The 16,083-nt window shown below is 55.7% G+C and carries 13 protein-coding genes; 4 read left to right on the top strand and 9 right to left on the bottom strand.

Features of this window, described 5'->3' with window-relative positions:
- Positions 1-135: 135 nt before the first annotated feature.
- From Mal65_RS15650 to Mal65_RS26560, 5 genes are all read right to left on the bottom strand, one after another.
- Complete coding sequence (locus Mal65_RS15650) at positions 136-1,029, bottom strand: SRPBCC family protein (protein ID WP_165701313.1); 894 nt, start codon at positions 1,027-1,029, stop codon at positions 136-138.
- Between the two features lie 91 nt (positions 1,030-1,120).
- Positions 1,121-2,086 (bottom strand): DUF1559 family PulG-like putative transporter, encoded by a 966-nt coding sequence (locus tag Mal65_RS15645; protein WP_145299469.1) that lies wholly within the window; start codon positions 2,084-2,086, stop codon positions 1,121-1,123.
- Positions 2,086-3,123 (bottom strand): hypothetical protein, encoded by a 1,038-nt coding sequence (locus Mal65_RS15640; RefSeq protein WP_231131148.1) that lies wholly within the window; start codon positions 3,121-3,123, stop codon positions 2,086-2,088. Before Mal65_RS15640 ends, Mal65_RS15645 begins: the two co-directional genes overlap by 1 nt.
- Before the next feature lie 17 nt (positions 3,124-3,140).
- Positions 3,141-3,500, bottom strand: a complete 360-nt coding sequence (locus Mal65_RS15635) for a hypothetical protein (protein ID WP_145299464.1) — start codon at positions 3,498-3,500, stop codon at positions 3,141-3,143.
- Between the two features lie 246 nt (positions 3,501-3,746).
- Positions 3,747-4,325, bottom strand: coding sequence for a hypothetical protein (locus Mal65_RS26560; RefSeq protein WP_165701311.1), 579 nt, complete (start codon positions 4,323-4,325; stop codon positions 3,747-3,749).
- A gap of 1,077 nt (positions 4,326-5,402) precedes the next feature.
- Here Mal65_RS26560 and Mal65_RS27535 point away from each other — a divergent pair.
- From Mal65_RS27535 to Mal65_RS15615, 3 genes are all read left to right on the top strand, one after another.
- Positions 5,403-5,945: an RHS repeat-associated core domain-containing protein gene (locus tag Mal65_RS27535; RefSeq protein ID WP_145299459.1), complete on the top strand. Its 543-nt coding sequence runs from the start codon at positions 5,403-5,405 to the stop codon at positions 5,943-5,945.
- A gap of 63 nt (positions 5,946-6,008) precedes the next feature.
- Positions 6,009-7,394 carry an IS4 family transposase gene (locus tag Mal65_RS15620; RefSeq protein WP_145299456.1) on the top strand — a complete coding sequence of 462 codons (1,386 nt, stop codon included), beginning with the start codon at positions 6,009-6,011 and terminating at the stop codon, positions 7,392-7,394.
- A gap of 575 nt (positions 7,395-7,969) precedes the next feature.
- Entirely contained in the window at positions 7,970-9,097 is a 1,128-nt protein-coding gene (locus Mal65_RS15615) for a hypothetical protein (RefSeq protein ID WP_145299453.1), read from the top strand.
- A gap of 647 nt (positions 9,098-9,744) precedes the next feature.
- On the opposite strand, the gene Mal65_RS15610 is transcribed toward Mal65_RS15615, so the two are convergent.
- Positions 9,745-11,301: an arylsulfatase gene (locus tag Mal65_RS15610; RefSeq protein ID WP_390621862.1), complete on the bottom strand. Its 1,557-nt coding sequence runs from the start codon at positions 11,299-11,301 to the stop codon at positions 9,745-9,747.
- Positions 11,302-11,701: 400 nt separating this feature from the next.
- Here Mal65_RS15610 and Mal65_RS15605 point away from each other — a divergent pair, with 400 nt between their 5' ends.
- On the top strand, positions 11,702-12,520 hold the full coding sequence (locus tag Mal65_RS15605) for a fumarylacetoacetate hydrolase family protein (protein ID WP_145299447.1): 819 nt from the start codon (positions 11,702-11,704) through the stop codon (positions 12,518-12,520).
- A 49-nt stretch (positions 12,521-12,569) separates the two neighbouring features.
- Here Mal65_RS15605 and Mal65_RS15600 read toward each other — a convergent pair whose 3' ends face one another.
- From Mal65_RS15600 to ybeY, 3 genes are all read right to left on the bottom strand, one after another.
- Positions 12,570-13,886 carry a citrate synthase gene (locus tag Mal65_RS15600; protein ID WP_145299444.1) on the bottom strand — a complete coding sequence of 439 codons (1,317 nt, stop codon included), beginning with the start codon at positions 13,884-13,886 and terminating at the stop codon, positions 12,570-12,572.
- Between the two features lie 296 nt (positions 13,887-14,182).
- Positions 14,183-15,487, bottom strand: coding sequence for a hemolysin family protein (locus Mal65_RS15595; RefSeq protein WP_174820171.1), 1,305 nt, complete (start codon positions 15,485-15,487; stop codon positions 14,183-14,185).
- A complete protein-coding gene (gene ybeY / locus Mal65_RS15590) occupies positions 15,484-16,080 on the bottom strand; it encodes an rRNA maturation RNase YbeY (protein WP_145299438.1) in 597 nt (198 codons plus the stop codon). The genes Mal65_RS15595 and ybeY overlap by 4 nt, the downstream gene beginning before the upstream one ends.
- Positions 16,081-16,083 lie beyond the last annotated feature (3 nt).

Raw genomic sequence — 16,083 nt, 5'->3', positions numbered from 1 at the left:
CCGCCGCCGCCCGTAGCTGGATGCCCCAGCATTCAGGCCCCTGCCCTCACCACCACCACCGGTAGCTGGATGCGCCAGCATTCAGGACCTGACCACCGCCACTGCTTGGCCTGCCTTTTACAGATGGCCTGACTATTAAACGCTCCTCCGCAATAAGCGTTTCCAACGGTGCTGGCGATAGCGATAGAACACCATCGCAAACAGTCCTATCGCTGGAGTGATGATGCCGGCGTGCAAAAAGATGCGATCGATGTATCGGCATCGCTGATCCGATAGCGATTCGATCCGCATGGTGTGTTGCCAGGTCGTAACAAGGCCTCCCGACTCGTCGGTTTGGATCACCTGCTGGGATGCGTCCACCTGCACGACGCGTACTTCATGCCGCGAAGCGGGACCGATACCGAAGGGACGCACGCGAGTCGTCAAGGTTGTGTCCGGTGAAAACAGGGTCTCCGGCCAACTGCCTGTATTCTCGTACGCCATCATGCCTCGCGTGATCTCAAGGAACGTATCCTTCCGCAACAGTAGATCCCAGACGCGATTCGCTGGTGCCGGAAGCTTGACGGCCGCCTGAATATGAACTCCGTCGGCCACGCTGCCCATCGCCGCGCCGGCGATCAGATATTGCATCGCGTTTTGCACAGTCCAAAGGACCGCGATCTCGGTCGTCATAGCCATGGCGGCGTAGACCAGCAGAAAAACCGGCAGGCTGCCCACCACGAAAACGCCGATCCCGTACAACGCACCTCCGCGAACCCCCGCCGGAAACGCCGTTCTGTCGCGCAGCCCCAAAAAGAACGCGGAAAAAACCACTGCAAAGATCAGCGGGTGAATCGCCATGTAGGCCGATGTCCAGCCTGACCATGGTCGAAAAAGGTGAGTGTTCTCAAACGCTTCCGGCACATGCGGCGCAAAGACGGGGATCAAAAAGTGAAACGCGGCTCCGACGAAAAACAGACTGACACTGGCGACCAGCCAGCAATAGAACCACCGTCGGCAAAACCGCCCCATCGACGTTTCGGACATCACCGCGTCGCTCCTCTCAAATGGAAAAACTGCCCCCGTCCCCTTTGCGGTTTCAAATTGGGGGGGCTGCGAGGAGGCGTGCCATCTACAAGCTTCATTCCCCCACGCTACCGAATTGCAACCAAACGGTCGCATCGATCTTCGACGTGACGAATTGGACCGAGCCATCGGCCAACAGTTGATTGACACCGCCACTGTGGGCGCTCGTGGCCGGGAGGATCGCATAGTTGGCGTAAATCGGGTTGACGCCCTCGTTGAAGGTCGCGGCGTAGGGGGTCATCGGCGGCAAGATATGGTTGAATCCCACCGCCTGAAGGAGTCGCGACGGCCAATCGACTCCTCCATAATCGAAGGCAAGATGCCCGGACTCCCACAAACGCTCCATCAAAACAGCTTCAGAGGTGTAGCCACTGGCGCCAGGCTTCCGAATGCGATTCAGGAATGGGGCTCCCAGAATGGACCTCCGCACCTGTCGGCTCCCCGCTCCGGAAAGGCGTTCAGCGACAAGCGTTGTGTTCGAGAGACCGTCGCGAACATCGCGAGGCCTCCGGGCCTTGTCCCATGACAGCGCGATTCCGTCGCCTGCATCCTTGATGAACTCCTTGAGGGTAGGCTGGGCAGTGATCGATGTTCCGAAACTGAAGCGATACGATGCGCCCAACCCGCCATCTGAAGGACACGTGAGCACCGCAGGAATGTTCTTCTGGAACATGAACGGTGGCTCATGCGAAGGTTCGAACGTGCCAAGACCAGCGAGCATGATCTCCAGATCCTGCGACAGCTGCACCCAGGGACCCCGTAGGTCTTTGTCGATGATTCCGAAGTGTGGAAAGACCCCGGTCTTGGCGACACTCGACTGTGTCGCAACACCGATTTGACGAAGATTGCTGACGCACTCGACCCGCCGGGACGATTCACGGCTTGATTGCACAGCGGACAGTAGCAGCGACATCACGATCGCAGATACCACAATCACGCACAGGAGTTCGATCAACGTGAACCCATGCCGTGACGCATTCGCTGTCCGGTTTCCTGAGGCATGATGCCAGGAGCGTGCCATCACTCAGGCCTCTTGGCAGTCACAGCCAATCGTTGTCCCGACTCGGTCTCGATTCCGAGGCGACGGTCGTGAGAAGCATCAGCATCGCCTGCCGTCATCTCCACACTCAATTCAAACAGATCGTCGGTCAGGTGCTTGCATTCCCAGTCCAGAACGTCAACTCCTTGTCCGGTGACGCTCTCAACCCCAACTCGCTCTTCCTCCGCCTCTTCACCCGGGAGCGATGCCACAAACTCCTTCCGGGTCGTTCCTGACCCCAGAGTGACCGATGGAGGATCGATCCAGCCTTTGCCACCGAACGACCAATTTAAGACTAGGTCTTTGCAGATCCGTTCCTCGTCTTCCGAAAGAAATCGGACCGTACAGAGTTGCTCGCCCCGGCTGTTGCCGGGGATCACTTCAATCACGTGCGTGTCCTCCAAGTCATTTGAAGACACTTCATTCACGTTCACTTGAACGTCGGCGGCCGTTTGAATGTCTTTCAGGATCACCACGATCCGGTAGGGCACTCGATCATCCGGAGTGTCAAACGACAGTGTGCAAATCGTGCTTGCCGTCGCGTCCGGAGGGATCAAACCGAGACTGGTTTCCTCCAACTCAGCGTTGCAGGTCGACGTTACCGAATACACCAGTTCCTGAGTGCACATTGTTGCGCCGAACTCATCCATTGCAGAGATCAGCACGATCGAATCGGTGGGCTCGTTTCGCGACAGGCTGAGCCTGACCGGAAGCCTCCCATCGGCGAACTCTGCGACGTCATAAGATATCTCCGTGCAGCCATACGACGTGTCGATACGGGAAAGAGTCTCGAGGTCGTCGGAGTCGCACTGCAATTCAGAGACGTGGCTGATGGGCGTGTTGGCTCGCTCGAACGTTTCCAGCGCAACGATCGGACGTTCGAAGGACGGCATTGCGGATTCGCATAATGAATCCCTCGTGTCTACCGCTGGCTCCGTTGGCGCGACCTCACGAACCGAGTCACATCCGACAATTAAGTTGATGCTTGTGACGATAAACGCATTCTGTAAATGCCCCATACCAATTATGCCTCGATCTATTGGCGTCTGAACCAGAAAACAAAATAAATCGTTAGCAGCAGCGCGGCCAAAGCCACCCACCAAATCGACTTCACCCCCGATGGCTCAAGTGTCTGGCCGATCAGAACTGCGGTGCCCGTCAACTCCAGCCGATCATGCTCTCCTAGCAATCGCGTGGGTTTCGGAGGATCGGTGATAGCGAGACCTCCTTCCTCATTGGAGGAGATCAGAACGAAATGCTCGTGTCCGTAGGACGCAATCAAATGGCCTGCAAAGCGGGGAATCGCGTTTGCATCGAACTGGACAAGGCTTGCCGGCTCGTCACGGCTTTGAAGGTACGTGCAAATATCATCAAGAGAGCACTTGTCTTGCTGCATCCACGGCCGTTGACGAACGAACTGGGGAAAGGGATCCTGCGATTCATCCTGCGAGAGCAAATAGACGTAGACACAACGAGAACCACAATTACCAGTGAACCCGTCATCGGCGCGCACTGAGCGGAGCACACAGATCGATAGAATGATAAGGCATGCAGTGATGCTACGTGTTCGAATCATTGGATGCCCCGGCGTGAATCGCACTCTCTCGATCGAAGTATCTGTGATATAGGGCATACGTACCGCCTACTCGCCTACCAGTCGGGATTGACGCCCAACAGATCGTGCATTGTTGGTCAGCAGGTACTGTTCTCGACCTTCATCACCGCCGATGTACGAGACAGTCACCTTTCCCACCGCCCGAGGGAAGGCCCGAATTTGCGTCCCAAACGGAAGCCCTCTCGGTGGCACCGACAAATACTCTGACAGCACCTGGATCTCTTCTGAAAAATCTTTCACTTCAATGATCAGGTCGTTTGACTCGGCGCCATTCGCAAGATGATGTTTTCTCGAAAAACGAACGGGAACCCGATCATCGCCGTTGCCTTTGCGCCACTTCACGGAAAGGTCGAGCCGATTTCTCTCCTGGTGATTCTCTGATTCGATGTGCCCCACCTGACGCGGTGTACCATCTGAATTGAACCAAGCCTGAAGAGGCAGCTTTTCGTTATCGGACGGATCCCCCAGCATCAACTCCCAGCCTTCCGCCGACTTGGAAGCGGACGCGATGACACCCGAACGGCTTTGTTTATCCAGCCACTGCGAAAAGGGAATGCCGTCAAGAATTTCGATCCAGTTCTCGCGTGGCAAAACTCGCATTCGCATTGGAAGTGGCGACTTTGAAGGCAAGAACTTGATGACAGCGTTAAGTCTCTCGGGACGAAAAAAACAATAACGCACACCATCCGATGACACAATGAGTCTCTCGTCCTTCATCGGCTTACCCGACGGACCAAGCGGAACGATTTCACGAGCAGACACCCTACCGGCCCAAACGGCTTGGACGCTGTATCGTGTGTTGTCCGCCTGCACTTCGCAATTGATCGACCCCTTCGGCCAATGGCCCACGATCCGAGTCATTTGCTCCTGTAGACTTCTAATATCACTATCGTCTGCGCTGGCAATTCCAACGAGAGCGAGGGTGCCCCAGAACGCAATCATCAAACGAGTCGCTGAGACCATTGGTCCATCCCATCAATCGACCGTGCGAGAAACTCTGCTCATCATCGCACCCGTCAGAAGCCGCCTGCAAGACCCAGTTCGCAATGCATTGAACGGAGTCGGCTGCGACTTGCCTGACGCTAAATAAAACTGGCAGGAAACAAGCTTACAAATTGGACACGCTGGCTAAGCGAAGAATGTGCCCTACCCATCAGCCGTCTAAACGTCATCGATACAGTTACTTCGAGCGCACACGGTGCTGGTTATCGTGCCCGGCACGCATCCAACGTAGTCCTCTTCATAACATGTGCGACGACGTACGCACGGCTCATTGTCGATCCCCAGTATACAAAACGTGCCATGTCCGACGATATGCCCGCACTTGTAGCCTTCGACGTTTGGCTCTGAGTATTCGCCAGTGCCGCTGCATGTCGTTTTGTCTTCACAGCGCTGAAAGGGCCCCATGCAGACTCCGCTTGACTCGCAGTCACCGGCGACAACGTCCGGCGAACCTGCTTGAGGACAAGGCTGTTGTCCACCCAAAACAGCGGACGCCTCCGCCTCAGACAAATCGGTGAATGAGTATTCACCCACAAGCCCCTTTGCAGAAATGTGTTAGGCTCGCACAGGCGAGACCACAAGAGATCAACTTGGCTACCGGCTGCATCGTCATCTTCAACCCCGAAACGATTGGAAGGCTAAACCAATACGCGGGGGCCGTAACCATCGCTTGCCCCCCAGTTGTCCGGATTGTTGCCCCCGTCAATCCGGAAGTCAAGTTTTTTCGTCAAGAAAACCTTAAAGGGGACGGGGGGCTTTTTCGGTCCGAAGGCGGGACGGTTCTGCTCCAGAGATCCGATTGGGTATGCGGGCGGAAATCATCTATTCGCCTACTGTTTTTGCAGTCCACTCGTCCGAACCGATCCCACCGGAAACTTTTCACCCATCATTCATCACGCAAACTGTGAAATGGACTTTCCCCTTCCACCCATACATCCGATTGTCAAGAATCCAATAAATATGAAGCTCAGAGAGTTGCGAGAAAAGCTCTTTGCGAAGTGCTACTGTCATTGCATTTGCGCAGTAAATCGAGAAGAATGTAGCGAAACATGCAAGGGATGCTATCAGATGCTCTTAAACGCGTTGCTGACCAAAAAACCGGTCCATCCGGAATGGCACGAACTTAGTCGGGATTCACAACATGTAGTGAGCTGGCGGTTTTGCTGGTACTACCGGCAGTGCAAGCAAATCGGTGGAGCAGTTTCCGTTCCAGGGAGATATTGAAGAGCACGGCAGAATCCGTCTGAATGGTTGGTGATATCGATACCGATTCAAGGAGACCCTGCCGTGCGCACTGAGCTTAACGAGTCCACCACCGAACTTCAAAACAGGCTGAACTCCACTTCATCCCTGGTTTACCGGTTCCTTCGTCCCGACCCAAGCGTTCATCGCCTGTGCGAAGAAATTGAGTATCAATGGCGCGACCGAATCTACAATCCGATGGTCACCGTGTGGCTGTTTGTCATGCAAGTCATCTCCGCCGACAAGAGTTGTCAAAACGCGGTTGGACGATTCAACGCGTGGCGAATCGCAAGGGGGCTCGCAAAGGTCAGCGGTAAAACAACGGCATTTTGCAGGGCGCGAAGTCGTCTGCCCGAAGCGTTGTTTGAACGATTGCTCGATGACGTTGCCAATCGTTGCGAAGAAGCTGTCGATGAAGCCTGGCTGTGGTGTGGCCGCGTCGTTGAAATGGTTGACGGCTGGACCGTCACGATGGCCGACACCCCGGAGAATCAAAAAGAGTATCCACAGATGGCCAGTCAGAAACCTGGTTGTGGATTTCCGATCGCTCGCATGATCGGAGTGTTCTCCTTGGCGACCGGTGCGGTTAAACATGTCGCCATGGCTGCTTATCAGGGAAAGCAAACCGGTGAAACGGCGCTGCTGCGAACCATTTTGCACCACATCTTACCGGAGCGAATCTTGCTGGCCGATCGCTATTACGCGAGTTTCTGGTTGTTGGCTGCCAGTGAGATAAAGAAGATAGACCTTGTGGCTCGGGTGCATCACTTGCGAAAGGTCGACTTTCGTCGCGGTCTGAAGCAAGGCTATCTTGATCAGCTGGTCGCCTATCACAAGCCGCAGCGTCCGTCTTGGATGAGCGCACAAGAGTATGAGGAGTATCCGCAGTCCATTCTTGTTCGCCACCTTCGATACAAGATTCATCAGAAAGGTTTCCGCACGCGCGAAGTGACCTTAGCGACAACGCTTCTTGATGCCGAGGTGTATACCGCCGACGACCTCGCATCGCTCTATGGTCGCCGCTGGTCGGTGGAACTGCATATCCGCAGCTTGAAGACCCAGATGACGATGGAGCACTTGCGTTGCCAAAGTCCTAGGATGGTTCGCAAAGAAGTTCACTGCCACTTGATTGGCTACAACTTAATTCGGGCGGCGATGATAGCGTCCGCATTGAAGTTTCGCCTTTCGCCGACGCGGTTAAGCTTCACCGGTGCGATGCAAGCACTGGAAGAGTTCGCCGCGTCGCTAAGGTTATGTGGCGGACGTTCCCAACAGCAATGGAAAAACTTACTTGAAACGATTTCAGAACTTCGTGTGGGAAACCGACCAGGGCGTCAGGAGCCCAGAGAATTGAAACGTCGCGCCAAACAATACAAGCTCATGCAAAAGCCCCGTGATCCGAACCGAAACCGTTACGCCACGGCAGCTTAGGTCCTAAGTTCGTGCCATTCGTGCCACCCACCTTGTGTTGACACGCCGTTTAGTTCGACTAATTTCTGCTTGCGTCATAGCAATCCCCTCCGCCGCCCGGGAACGTAAGGTGCCACCCACCTCGTGTTGATGAGTTTGGCTTTTGCTTCTGCGACTTTCGAGAAGGTCACCCGCGAGACTATTGGACCTGCATAGCTGACCCTAACCCTTATGAAGACGGCCATCCTGTTCCAACCTTGGGAAACGCCCCATGTGAAGAAGTGTATAGCCCCTAGAAAGTCCATCGGTTCACGTTTTCTCGACGCTGCCTTGCTCTCACGTCGGAATGAATGAACTCAATTAATGAGACAGATGCTCGCCTAACGAGACAATTGATCGCCGGTAGTAACCCGTTGTGTCTCCATCACCTAGTCCTCGTGATCCCGCAGTCTGGGTTGTTGACTCCCTCGCCTTAAACGGATTCTGGCAAGAGTGCAACAACTGCGAAAGGTATGTAGAATACGTTTCGGGTAGGGCTGCTATCAGGACAGATTTCCCATCAAGTTGTAGTGCGCAGGGATCGGGAGAAGTGTTAAATGACAAAGCATGTTAATCTGAGCCACGCGAGATGTGTTCCGCAGGTGTTGGCAATAGTGATCCTGTCGCTCCACGGAAGCGTTCTGGTTGGCCAAACTCGAGCAACGAGAGAAGTCGAATCCGTCGACGAACGTTTGGTGGGAAATGTCTATGACGGTCTAGCTGCTTTCGCGGTGCATCGGGATGCGATGCTAAAAAGACGTCGATGCCTTTTTATCGAGGGTGAACGGTACCTTGTCGGCAAGAAGCATGACCCGCAAGTCAATCCACTGTACTACATTCAGATCGCAGATCGCGCAAAACGTTTTGAATACGTCGCCAACGGATTTCTGAACCTGCCAGGCACTTTGGGCAGAGATTACCAAACACAGACTTGGAACGAAAAGGTGCTGTGTCGGGGTCAGGTCCGATTTGGCGGCGGGCCAACCAACTCGAATCGACTCTATTCTTATGGCGAGAAAGAGCGTAAGCGCGATGCCGCGGCAGGCGTCGTCAGGGTCGGGAAGGTCTTCTATGTCGATCCCTTTGAAGATCTAATCAGCCTTGCAAGCGAACTCAGATCCACGAGCCCGACACGAGGCATGATGGAGAATAAGTTCTTGAGATCTTCTAAGCTTCTATCCGTCGAAGAGCAACCGGGTGGTAAATTGCTGTCACGGTGGCGCAAGGGCGACGAAAATCGAGGTACTTCAATCACGCTGGTTATGGATGCTACCAAAGAATATCTGCCCGTATCAACTTCTCATGTATCTAACGAGCAGAAGCAGTTGGGAGTGATTTCGCGAACGCTGTGCGAGTGGAAACGCGTGGGGACGAATTTTGTCCCGAGCCGAATGGAGTTCCAGGGGAAAAAGTTTGGCCGTGGCGATGCTTTCGACGAGATTCACTTCTTGAAACTCTCGTGGCGTTTTGGCAAAGAGGTTCCTCAACACTGGACCGATTCTGAGCGAGAAGATTACTTGGAATTGGTCATGGATCACTACGGCAAAACATATGATCGCAGCAATGGAAAACTACTTCCATTCAAGGGCATCATCCGGGCCGATCCGTGGGAGACTCCGGCAGATCTTTTCATTTCATCGCCCAAGAATGATGCCCGGGAGAACAAAGCAGGCAGGCGTCGTTGATGAGTGTTCAATCGATGCGTTCGACCAATCCTAGACCAGTAGTGGTCGATCCAGCTATAGGTGTCATGCTGCGGGATAGAGCGACTTGAGTTTGAGTCGCGCATCTTCGGTCTGGTCTGCCGAAAGGTGCCACCCACCTTGTGTTGATTTCCCGGTGCAGGCGGTTGCGCGGTGTGGTCGGGGCCGCGTCGGCATTGCTCAGTAGAGACCGCCGAGCTTTTTCTTGCCGGCGGGGCTTCTGTCTGCCGTCGACTTCGGTCCGATGTCTGCGCATCCGCTGTCCCCCGGAGGAACGAAGCGGAACGCCCTGCGGAGGTCAGGTTCGGCGTTCGGTTTTCAGGTTTAGGGTGCTATGCGATATCATTCATTGCTTGGCGGTATGCTTTGCATTACCCGAAGCGATGCCAAGCACGTCAAAACAAGTTGGACGCGCTGTAATGGAGATCCGGTGCCAGCGATCCATCAGGTTTGATAGCGATGAGTCAGGGAAACGCTGACACGATCGCACGTCGGGTTCGATTCTCGGGGGGGGGGCACTGATCAGGAATCTAAAAATCAAAGACAAGGTCTGGCGCGAGCGAAGCCATCAAGGAAGACACCAGCGAGGCAATGAAATTCCTATGCCAAAAAATGGTATTGGAATTGTCCTAGGATTTCTTTTTGGTCGGCTTGGGGATGGCGTTGACGCTCTTGGCCCAGGTTCGCCACTGCGTCCGCATTTGTTCGACCTTGCTGGGGTACTCGGCCGATAGGTCATGTTGTTCGGTGCGGTCGGCCGCCAGGTCGAACAGTTCCCACTTTCCACGCATGCCTTGCCGAACCAATTTCCAGGAACCAACACGTATCGCAGCATTACCTTCATGTTCCCAGTACAAGGGCCGGTCATCAAAATCCCCCTGCCCTGTTAGCAACGGACGCAGGCTCTGGCCCGCCATCGGATGAATCGTTTGTCCGTTGTGTTGGTCCGGGTAGTCCGCCTGCCCGAGGTCGACACAGGTGGCCATCAAGTCGATCAAATGTGTGGGCGTGTCGACCCAGCCGTTGCGAGTGTGGTCACGATTAATGGCGGCCGGCCATTGGGCAATCAATGGCGTCGCGATGCCGCCCTCATGATTGTAGTGCTTGTATTTGCGAAACGGCGTGTTGCTGAGATGAGCCCAACATCGACCGACAAAGACATTGGAATGGGCATCGCCGGGATGGTCGCCTTCGTAACGTCCGCTGACACCGGATTCTGAGTTTCCACCATTGTCCGAAAGGAACAGGATCAGCGTGTTATCCAATTGCCCACGCTCTTTTAACGCCGCGTTCAGTTTGCCGACGTTTCGATCGACTTCGTCCAGCATGGCGGCGTAGATCGCCATCATGTCGTCATAACGTTTCTGTTCTTCGTGGCTCAACGAATCCCATGCGGGAATCTGTTCGGGACGCGGTGTCAGGTCCCAATCGGCGCTGACAAAGCCGCTTTCGATTTGGCGGCGATGCCGTTCCAGTCGCAATTGGTCCCAGCCGTCCATGTAGCGACCGCGATACTTGGCGATCGTTTCTTCCGGGGCCATGCAGGGAAAGTGCGGTGCGACGTGGGCCAGGTACAGGAAGAACGGCTTGTCCGCAGCGATCGCTTCGTCGATGAATCGAATGCCCTGGTCGGTCCACAGGTCGGTGCCGTACCAGGGCGGATCGAAACGCGGATCGTCCCGCGGTACTTCTTCGCCGTTGAAGTACATCTTGGTGCCGCCCTTGGATCCGGTTTGATCCCAGAAATGCAATCCACCGGCGGGTAAATTCAAGCTTCGATCGAATCCGCGATTCCAAGGCGTCACGCCGTGGTTGAATCCGACGTGCCACTTGCCCGTCATCGCCGTGAAGTAGCCGGCGTTTCCCAAGACATCGGCGATCGTCACGCACTGGTCGTTCAAGTGACCACGATAGCCAGGGGCTTTCTGATCGGTGGTCATCCAGCCGATTCCGGTTTGGTGGGAATACAACCCAGTCAGCAGCGTCGCGCGTGTCGGACAGCAGCGTCCGGTGTTGTAGAACTGTGAAAACTTCAGACCCTGGGCCGCCATCTGGTCCAAGTTGGGTGTGGGGATTTCCGAGCCATAGCATCCGATGTCGGACACGCCCATATCGTCGACCATGATGATCACGATGTTGGGGCGATCAGCGGCGTCGGCCGTTTGAGTGATCGCCAAACCGATCATCAAGGCAACACCCCAAGTGACCGATGACTTGATTTGTGATGCCCGTAGGCAGCGAAGACTTGACTTGGCGATTGGGTGCGTCATGACGGTGGGCGATCCAGGAAGGAGGCGAGGTGGGGACGCTGCCATTTCGGGATGGAGTGTCGGGGGCGTTTTATCATACCTACGTTGATGGCGCCCCAGATCACGACAGGGATGATTGCCCTTTCCGACAGAGGCCATACAAGTGCGAGGCCAATGACGCGGTGTGATCCGCCGCGCGATCGAATCCGACGTGTGTGTGGGAATGGACTGAAATGCCAGTCCGCGATCCTGGGGGACTTGTGAAAACAGGTCCTAGGCGGTGAATTGGGGGCCAAACGAATCCCGACGCTTTCCCCGCGACCCATGGAACGCAGCCATGCGAATCACCACCGTTCCCGATGAACAAGGCAAACTGGTTTGGGCCCACTATGACAAAGGACGGGTCAGCCGCACGGATCTTTCGGCCGACATGTTGCCGAACATCAGCAACATGCCCGCACCCGCTGATGATTGGACGGACACGCCACAGGTCATGCCGCCGGTGGTGTCGCGTCCGGAAAAAGTGATCTGCATCGGGCTGAACTATCGTGACCATGCGATCGAAACGGGATCGGAGATTCCCGACACGCCGGTGGTTTTCAGCAAGTTCAACACGGCATTGATCGGCCACGGCGACACGATCCGTTTGCCGGCGATTTCGGACCAAGTGGATTACGAAGCGGAATTGGTGGTCGTGATCGGACGCGAAGGCCGTCACATTTCAGCGGACCAGGCCATGGATCATGTGTTCGGTTACACGTGTGGTCATGACGTGTCGTCACGCGATTGGCAAAAGGGGCGACCGGGCGGACAGTGGTTGGTGGCCAAGTCCTTTGACACGTTTGGGCCGATCGGACCGTGCATTGTGACCGCCGATGAGATCGATGACCCGCATCGCATCGCGGTGAAGATGATCTTGAACGGCGAAACCGTTCAGGAAAGCACGACGGAACAACTGATATTTGACATCCCCGCATTGATCAGCCATTTGTCGAAGTTCATGACGTTGCGTCCGGGCGATCTGATTTTCACCGGGACGCCGCCCGGCGTGGGCGCAGCAAAAACGCCGCCTGTCTTTTTGAAAGACGGCGACGTTTGTGAGGTTCAGATTGCTGGGATCGGATCGCTGGTCAATCCTTGTCGGCAAGACGGCTAGCTTTTGCCGCCGGGGCTCCAAAGACGCAGAAGGGCCGTCGCCGCACTCCTTAGCGACGGTTCATTGCGACAAAAGGGCGTTCTGGGGATCCCGTATAGATCTGACGCGGGCGATTGATTCGCGTCGCCGGGTTGTCGTGCATTTCTTTCCAGTGGGCCAGCCAACCGGGCAGGCGTCCCAGGGCGAACAGGACCGTGAACATCTGCACGGGAATGCCAAGGGCGCGATAGATCACGCCGGAATAGAAATCGACGTTCGGGTAAAGCTTCTTTTCGATGAAGTACTCGTCCTTCAGTGCGACTTCTTCCAACTGTTGGGCGACTTCGAACAACGGGTCGTCCAGATTCAGCTTGCCCAGCAACTTGTCGCAACTGGCTTTGATGATCGTTGCCCGCGGGTCGCGGTTCTTGTAAACGCGGTGGCCGAATCCCATCAGCCGGAAGTCGCTGTTCTTGTCCTTGGCCATGTCGACGTACTTGCGAACGTTGCCGCCGTCGTTGGCGATTCGTTCCAGCATGCGAACGCAGGCTTCGTTGGCACCGCCGTGCAGCGGTCCCCACAGTGCATTGATGCCCGATGAGATCGATGCGAACACGTTGGCATTGCTGCTGCCGACCATTCGGACGGTTGACGTGCTGCAGTTTTGTTCGTGATCGGCATGCACGATCAGCAACAGGTTCAACGCTTCGGCAAAGTCTGGGTCGACCAAGTATTCGCGGGTCGGCGTCGCGAACATCAGGTGCAAAAAGTTCTCGCAATAGTTCAGCGAGTTGTTCGGGTACATGAACGGTTGGCCGAGCGATTTCTTGTAGCTGTACGCGGCGATCGTCGGCAGCTTGGCCATCATCCGATAGATCGAAATTTCGACCTGATACGGATCGTTGGGATCAATCGAATCTTGATAGAACGCGGACATCGACCCGACCACACAGCTGAGAATCGCCATGGGGTGCGAATGCGTGGGGAAGCCGTCATAGAACCGCTTCATGTCTTCGTGAATCATCGTGTGTTCACGAATCCCGCTGCGGAATTTTTCTGCTTGATCACGCGTGGGCAGTTCGCCGTAGATCAACAGAAACGCGGTTTCGATGAAATCGCATTGCTCGGCCAGTTTTTCGATCGGGTACCCGCGGTACCGCAAGATGCCTTCTTCGCCGTTCAGGTACGTGATCGCACTGCGGGTGCTGGCGGTGTTGACGAAGCCTTCGTCCAGGGTGACCAATCCGGTGTCACGACGCAGCTTGGAAATTTCCAGCGCCTTTTCCTGTTCACTGCCTTCGACAATCGGGATCTCGTACTGCCGATCGTCGATTTGAAACGTTGCTTTGTTTGTCGTTTGCAATTCCAAATTGTCAGGCTGTGACATCGGCGATTCCAGGTGGCTTGTACAACAGTTCTAGGCAGGCAAAGCGTGGATGGTCCGGGCCATCGGATCGGTGCAGCTTGACCCAGCAAGCCGGGCGTGTGGACACCTGATCGCGAAGCGCCGATTCATCCCATGTTTTCTGACAGAGTCTAGCGGGGCGGCATCGCAGCGACAATCAGCGGCACCGCCGCGGAGGGTCCTTCGGGGGCTGCCTGGCGGCCGAAAATTCGCCGAATCGACCAACTTTTCCGGACCTAACGGATGATCATGCGCCAACGATGCCGCAGCACGGCAGGTCAGCCGACATTGGAGTCTCGGAAGCGGGAGCGGCAAATCCGAATCGATTCAATTTTTCGATTGGACGCTCGGAGCACTTCGATCACGTGATCGCCCAAAACCAATTGGTCGCCTTCGACCGGGATCGACCCGGTTGCGTAAAGCACCCAACCGGCCACCGTTTCGTAGTCTTCGCTTTCGGGCAACTTCCAGCCGGTCGAATCGTTCAAGTCGTCGATCATCACGCGACCGTCAACTTCCAGGGTGTCATCGTCGACGACCAGAACCTCGTATTCTTCTTCCTCGTCGGATTCATCAACAATTTCGCCGACGATTTCTTCCAAGGTGTCTTCGATCGTGACGACGCCGGCGGTCTGCTGGAATTCATCCAGCACGATCGCCATGTGGCTGCGGCTGTGCAGAAATTCACGTAGCAATGATTCGACGCTGCGGTCCTTGGGCACGGTCCATGGCTTGCGACAAATCGTTTCAATCGATTCCTCGGGCAACCGGTCTTCGATCAGCAATGGTAACAGGTCTTTGACATACAAGATGCCGATCACGCTGTCCAAGTTATCGCGATAGACCGGAAACCGGGTGCGACCGGCGGTGCGAATGATGTGCAAGGCTTGCGGCCACGGCAGCGACGCATCGATCGCGTCGACGTCGCCGCGCGGCGTCATGATGTGACCCACGGTGTCTTCGTGCAGCGTCATCACGCCGTGGATCATTTCTCGGACGCCGGGACCAAAGTAGCCTTCGCGGGTGCCCGCGGCGACGATCGTCCTAATTTCGTCCTCCAATTGTTCTTCGTCTTCGTCTTCGCTTTCTTCTTGTCCGGTCAATCGACGCGTCATCCATTCGACCAATTCGCCGGGGGCCGACAACGGGCTCATCAAGACCGACAGCGTGCGCCAAAACGGCCACGTGTGGTACAGCACCGGTGTGGACGCGAAACGTGTCAGTGATGCGGGCAACCAGGTATGCGTCAGCATCATCATGCCGCCGGCGGCCAACCCCCAAACCAACAGCGTCCGATGACGTCCGGCGGTGACTGCCAGTTCATCAAAGCGATAAAACAGAGCGGTCGTTCCACAGATCAAGAAGACCGACGTTCCGATCATCCGCAGATATCCACTGCCACGAATCGCAGTGTCTTGGTGATCCAGGATGTTGCCAAAGCGATCGCGATTTTTTCGCAAACGGCTGTACGCTTCCAAAGACCGGCCCGCGAAACGGTCCAGCAATTCCACGCCCAGCCCGCCGATGCTGCTGAGCGTGAAGCCGCCGATCGAAGCCAACCACCACCAGTTCGATTCGTTCACGTGGATCTCGTGGGTGCGGAGTCCGTCGGATCAAGGCCGTCCAGCGCGTCGAAACGGTCGGCATCAAAACGTTCGGCGTCGGGTAGTCCCAGTTGCCGTAAAACCGCCTGTTCGCACGTCCGCATCGCCCGCCGATCGTCGACGTCGTGATCGTCCATGCCGGTCACGTGCAGCACGCCATGGATCACGTACAAAATGGCTTCGTCGATCGGCGGCCGGCCGATCCGTCGACTTTGCGCCAGTGCCATTTCCAGACTGACGGTCAATTCCCCTTGGACCAAGGGTGATTCGCACTGGTAGGAGAAACTGATCACGTCGGTCGCGTAATCATGGCTCAGGTGCAAACGGTTGATTTCTCGGATGGCCGGGTCGGTCGTTGCAAAAATCCCGATTTCGCCGGAAGTGAATCCGCGATGCTGTGCCGCGGCACTAGCCGCGATTTCAAACCGGTTGATGATGTGCGATGTGTCGCCGCCAAATGCTTCTAGCACCGCCGATGAAATGTCGTCGTCGATGCGAACATCGACCTCTAATGGCTGATCGTCGGACGCGGGTATGGGAACGTCGTCGTCGCCGTCCAATTCGTCTTGCATGAA

The sequence above is a fragment of the Crateriforma conspicua genome, from assembly GCF_007752935.1.
Classification (GTDB): Bacteria; Planctomycetota; Planctomycetia; order Pirellulales; family Pirellulaceae; genus Crateriforma; species Crateriforma conspicua.
The sequence above is the reverse complement of the archived record's forward strand: the minus strand, read 5'-3'. Positions and strand labels throughout refer to the sequence as shown.

Excerpts from the sequence above, each read along its gene's own strand:
- Mal65_RS15645 (WP_145299469.1), bottom strand. The coding sequence starts at position 2,086 with ATGGCACGCTCCTGGCATCATGCCTCAGGAAACCGGACAGCGAATGCG.
- Mal65_RS15640 (WP_231131148.1), bottom strand. The coding sequence starts at position 3,123 with ATGGGGCATTTACAGAATGCGTTTATCGTCACAAGCATCAACTTAATT.
- Mal65_RS15635 (WP_145299464.1), bottom strand. The coding sequence starts at position 3,500 with ATGCAGCAAGACAAGTGCTCTCTTGATGATATTTGCACGTACCTTCAA.
- Mal65_RS26560 (WP_165701311.1), bottom strand. The coding sequence starts at position 4,325 with ATGCGAATGCGAGTTTTGCCACGCGAGAACTGGATCGAAATTCTTGAC.
- Mal65_RS15615 (WP_145299453.1), top strand. The coding sequence starts at position 7,970 with ATGACAAAGCATGTTAATCTGAGCCACGCGAGATGTGTTCCGCAGGTG.
- Mal65_RS15610 (WP_390621862.1), bottom strand. The coding sequence starts at position 11,301 with ATGATCGGTTTGGCGATCACTCAAACGGCCGACGCCGCTGATCGCCCC.
- Mal65_RS15605 (WP_145299447.1), top strand. The coding sequence starts at position 11,702 with ATGCGAATCACCACCGTTCCCGATGAACAAGGCAAACTGGTTTGGGCC.
- Mal65_RS15600 (WP_145299444.1), bottom strand. The coding sequence starts at position 13,886 with ATGTCACAGCCTGACAATTTGGAATTGCAAACGACAAACAAAGCAACG.
- ybeY (WP_145299438.1), bottom strand. The coding sequence starts at position 16,080 with ATGCAAGACGAATTGGACGGCGACGACGACGTTCCCATACCCGCGTCC.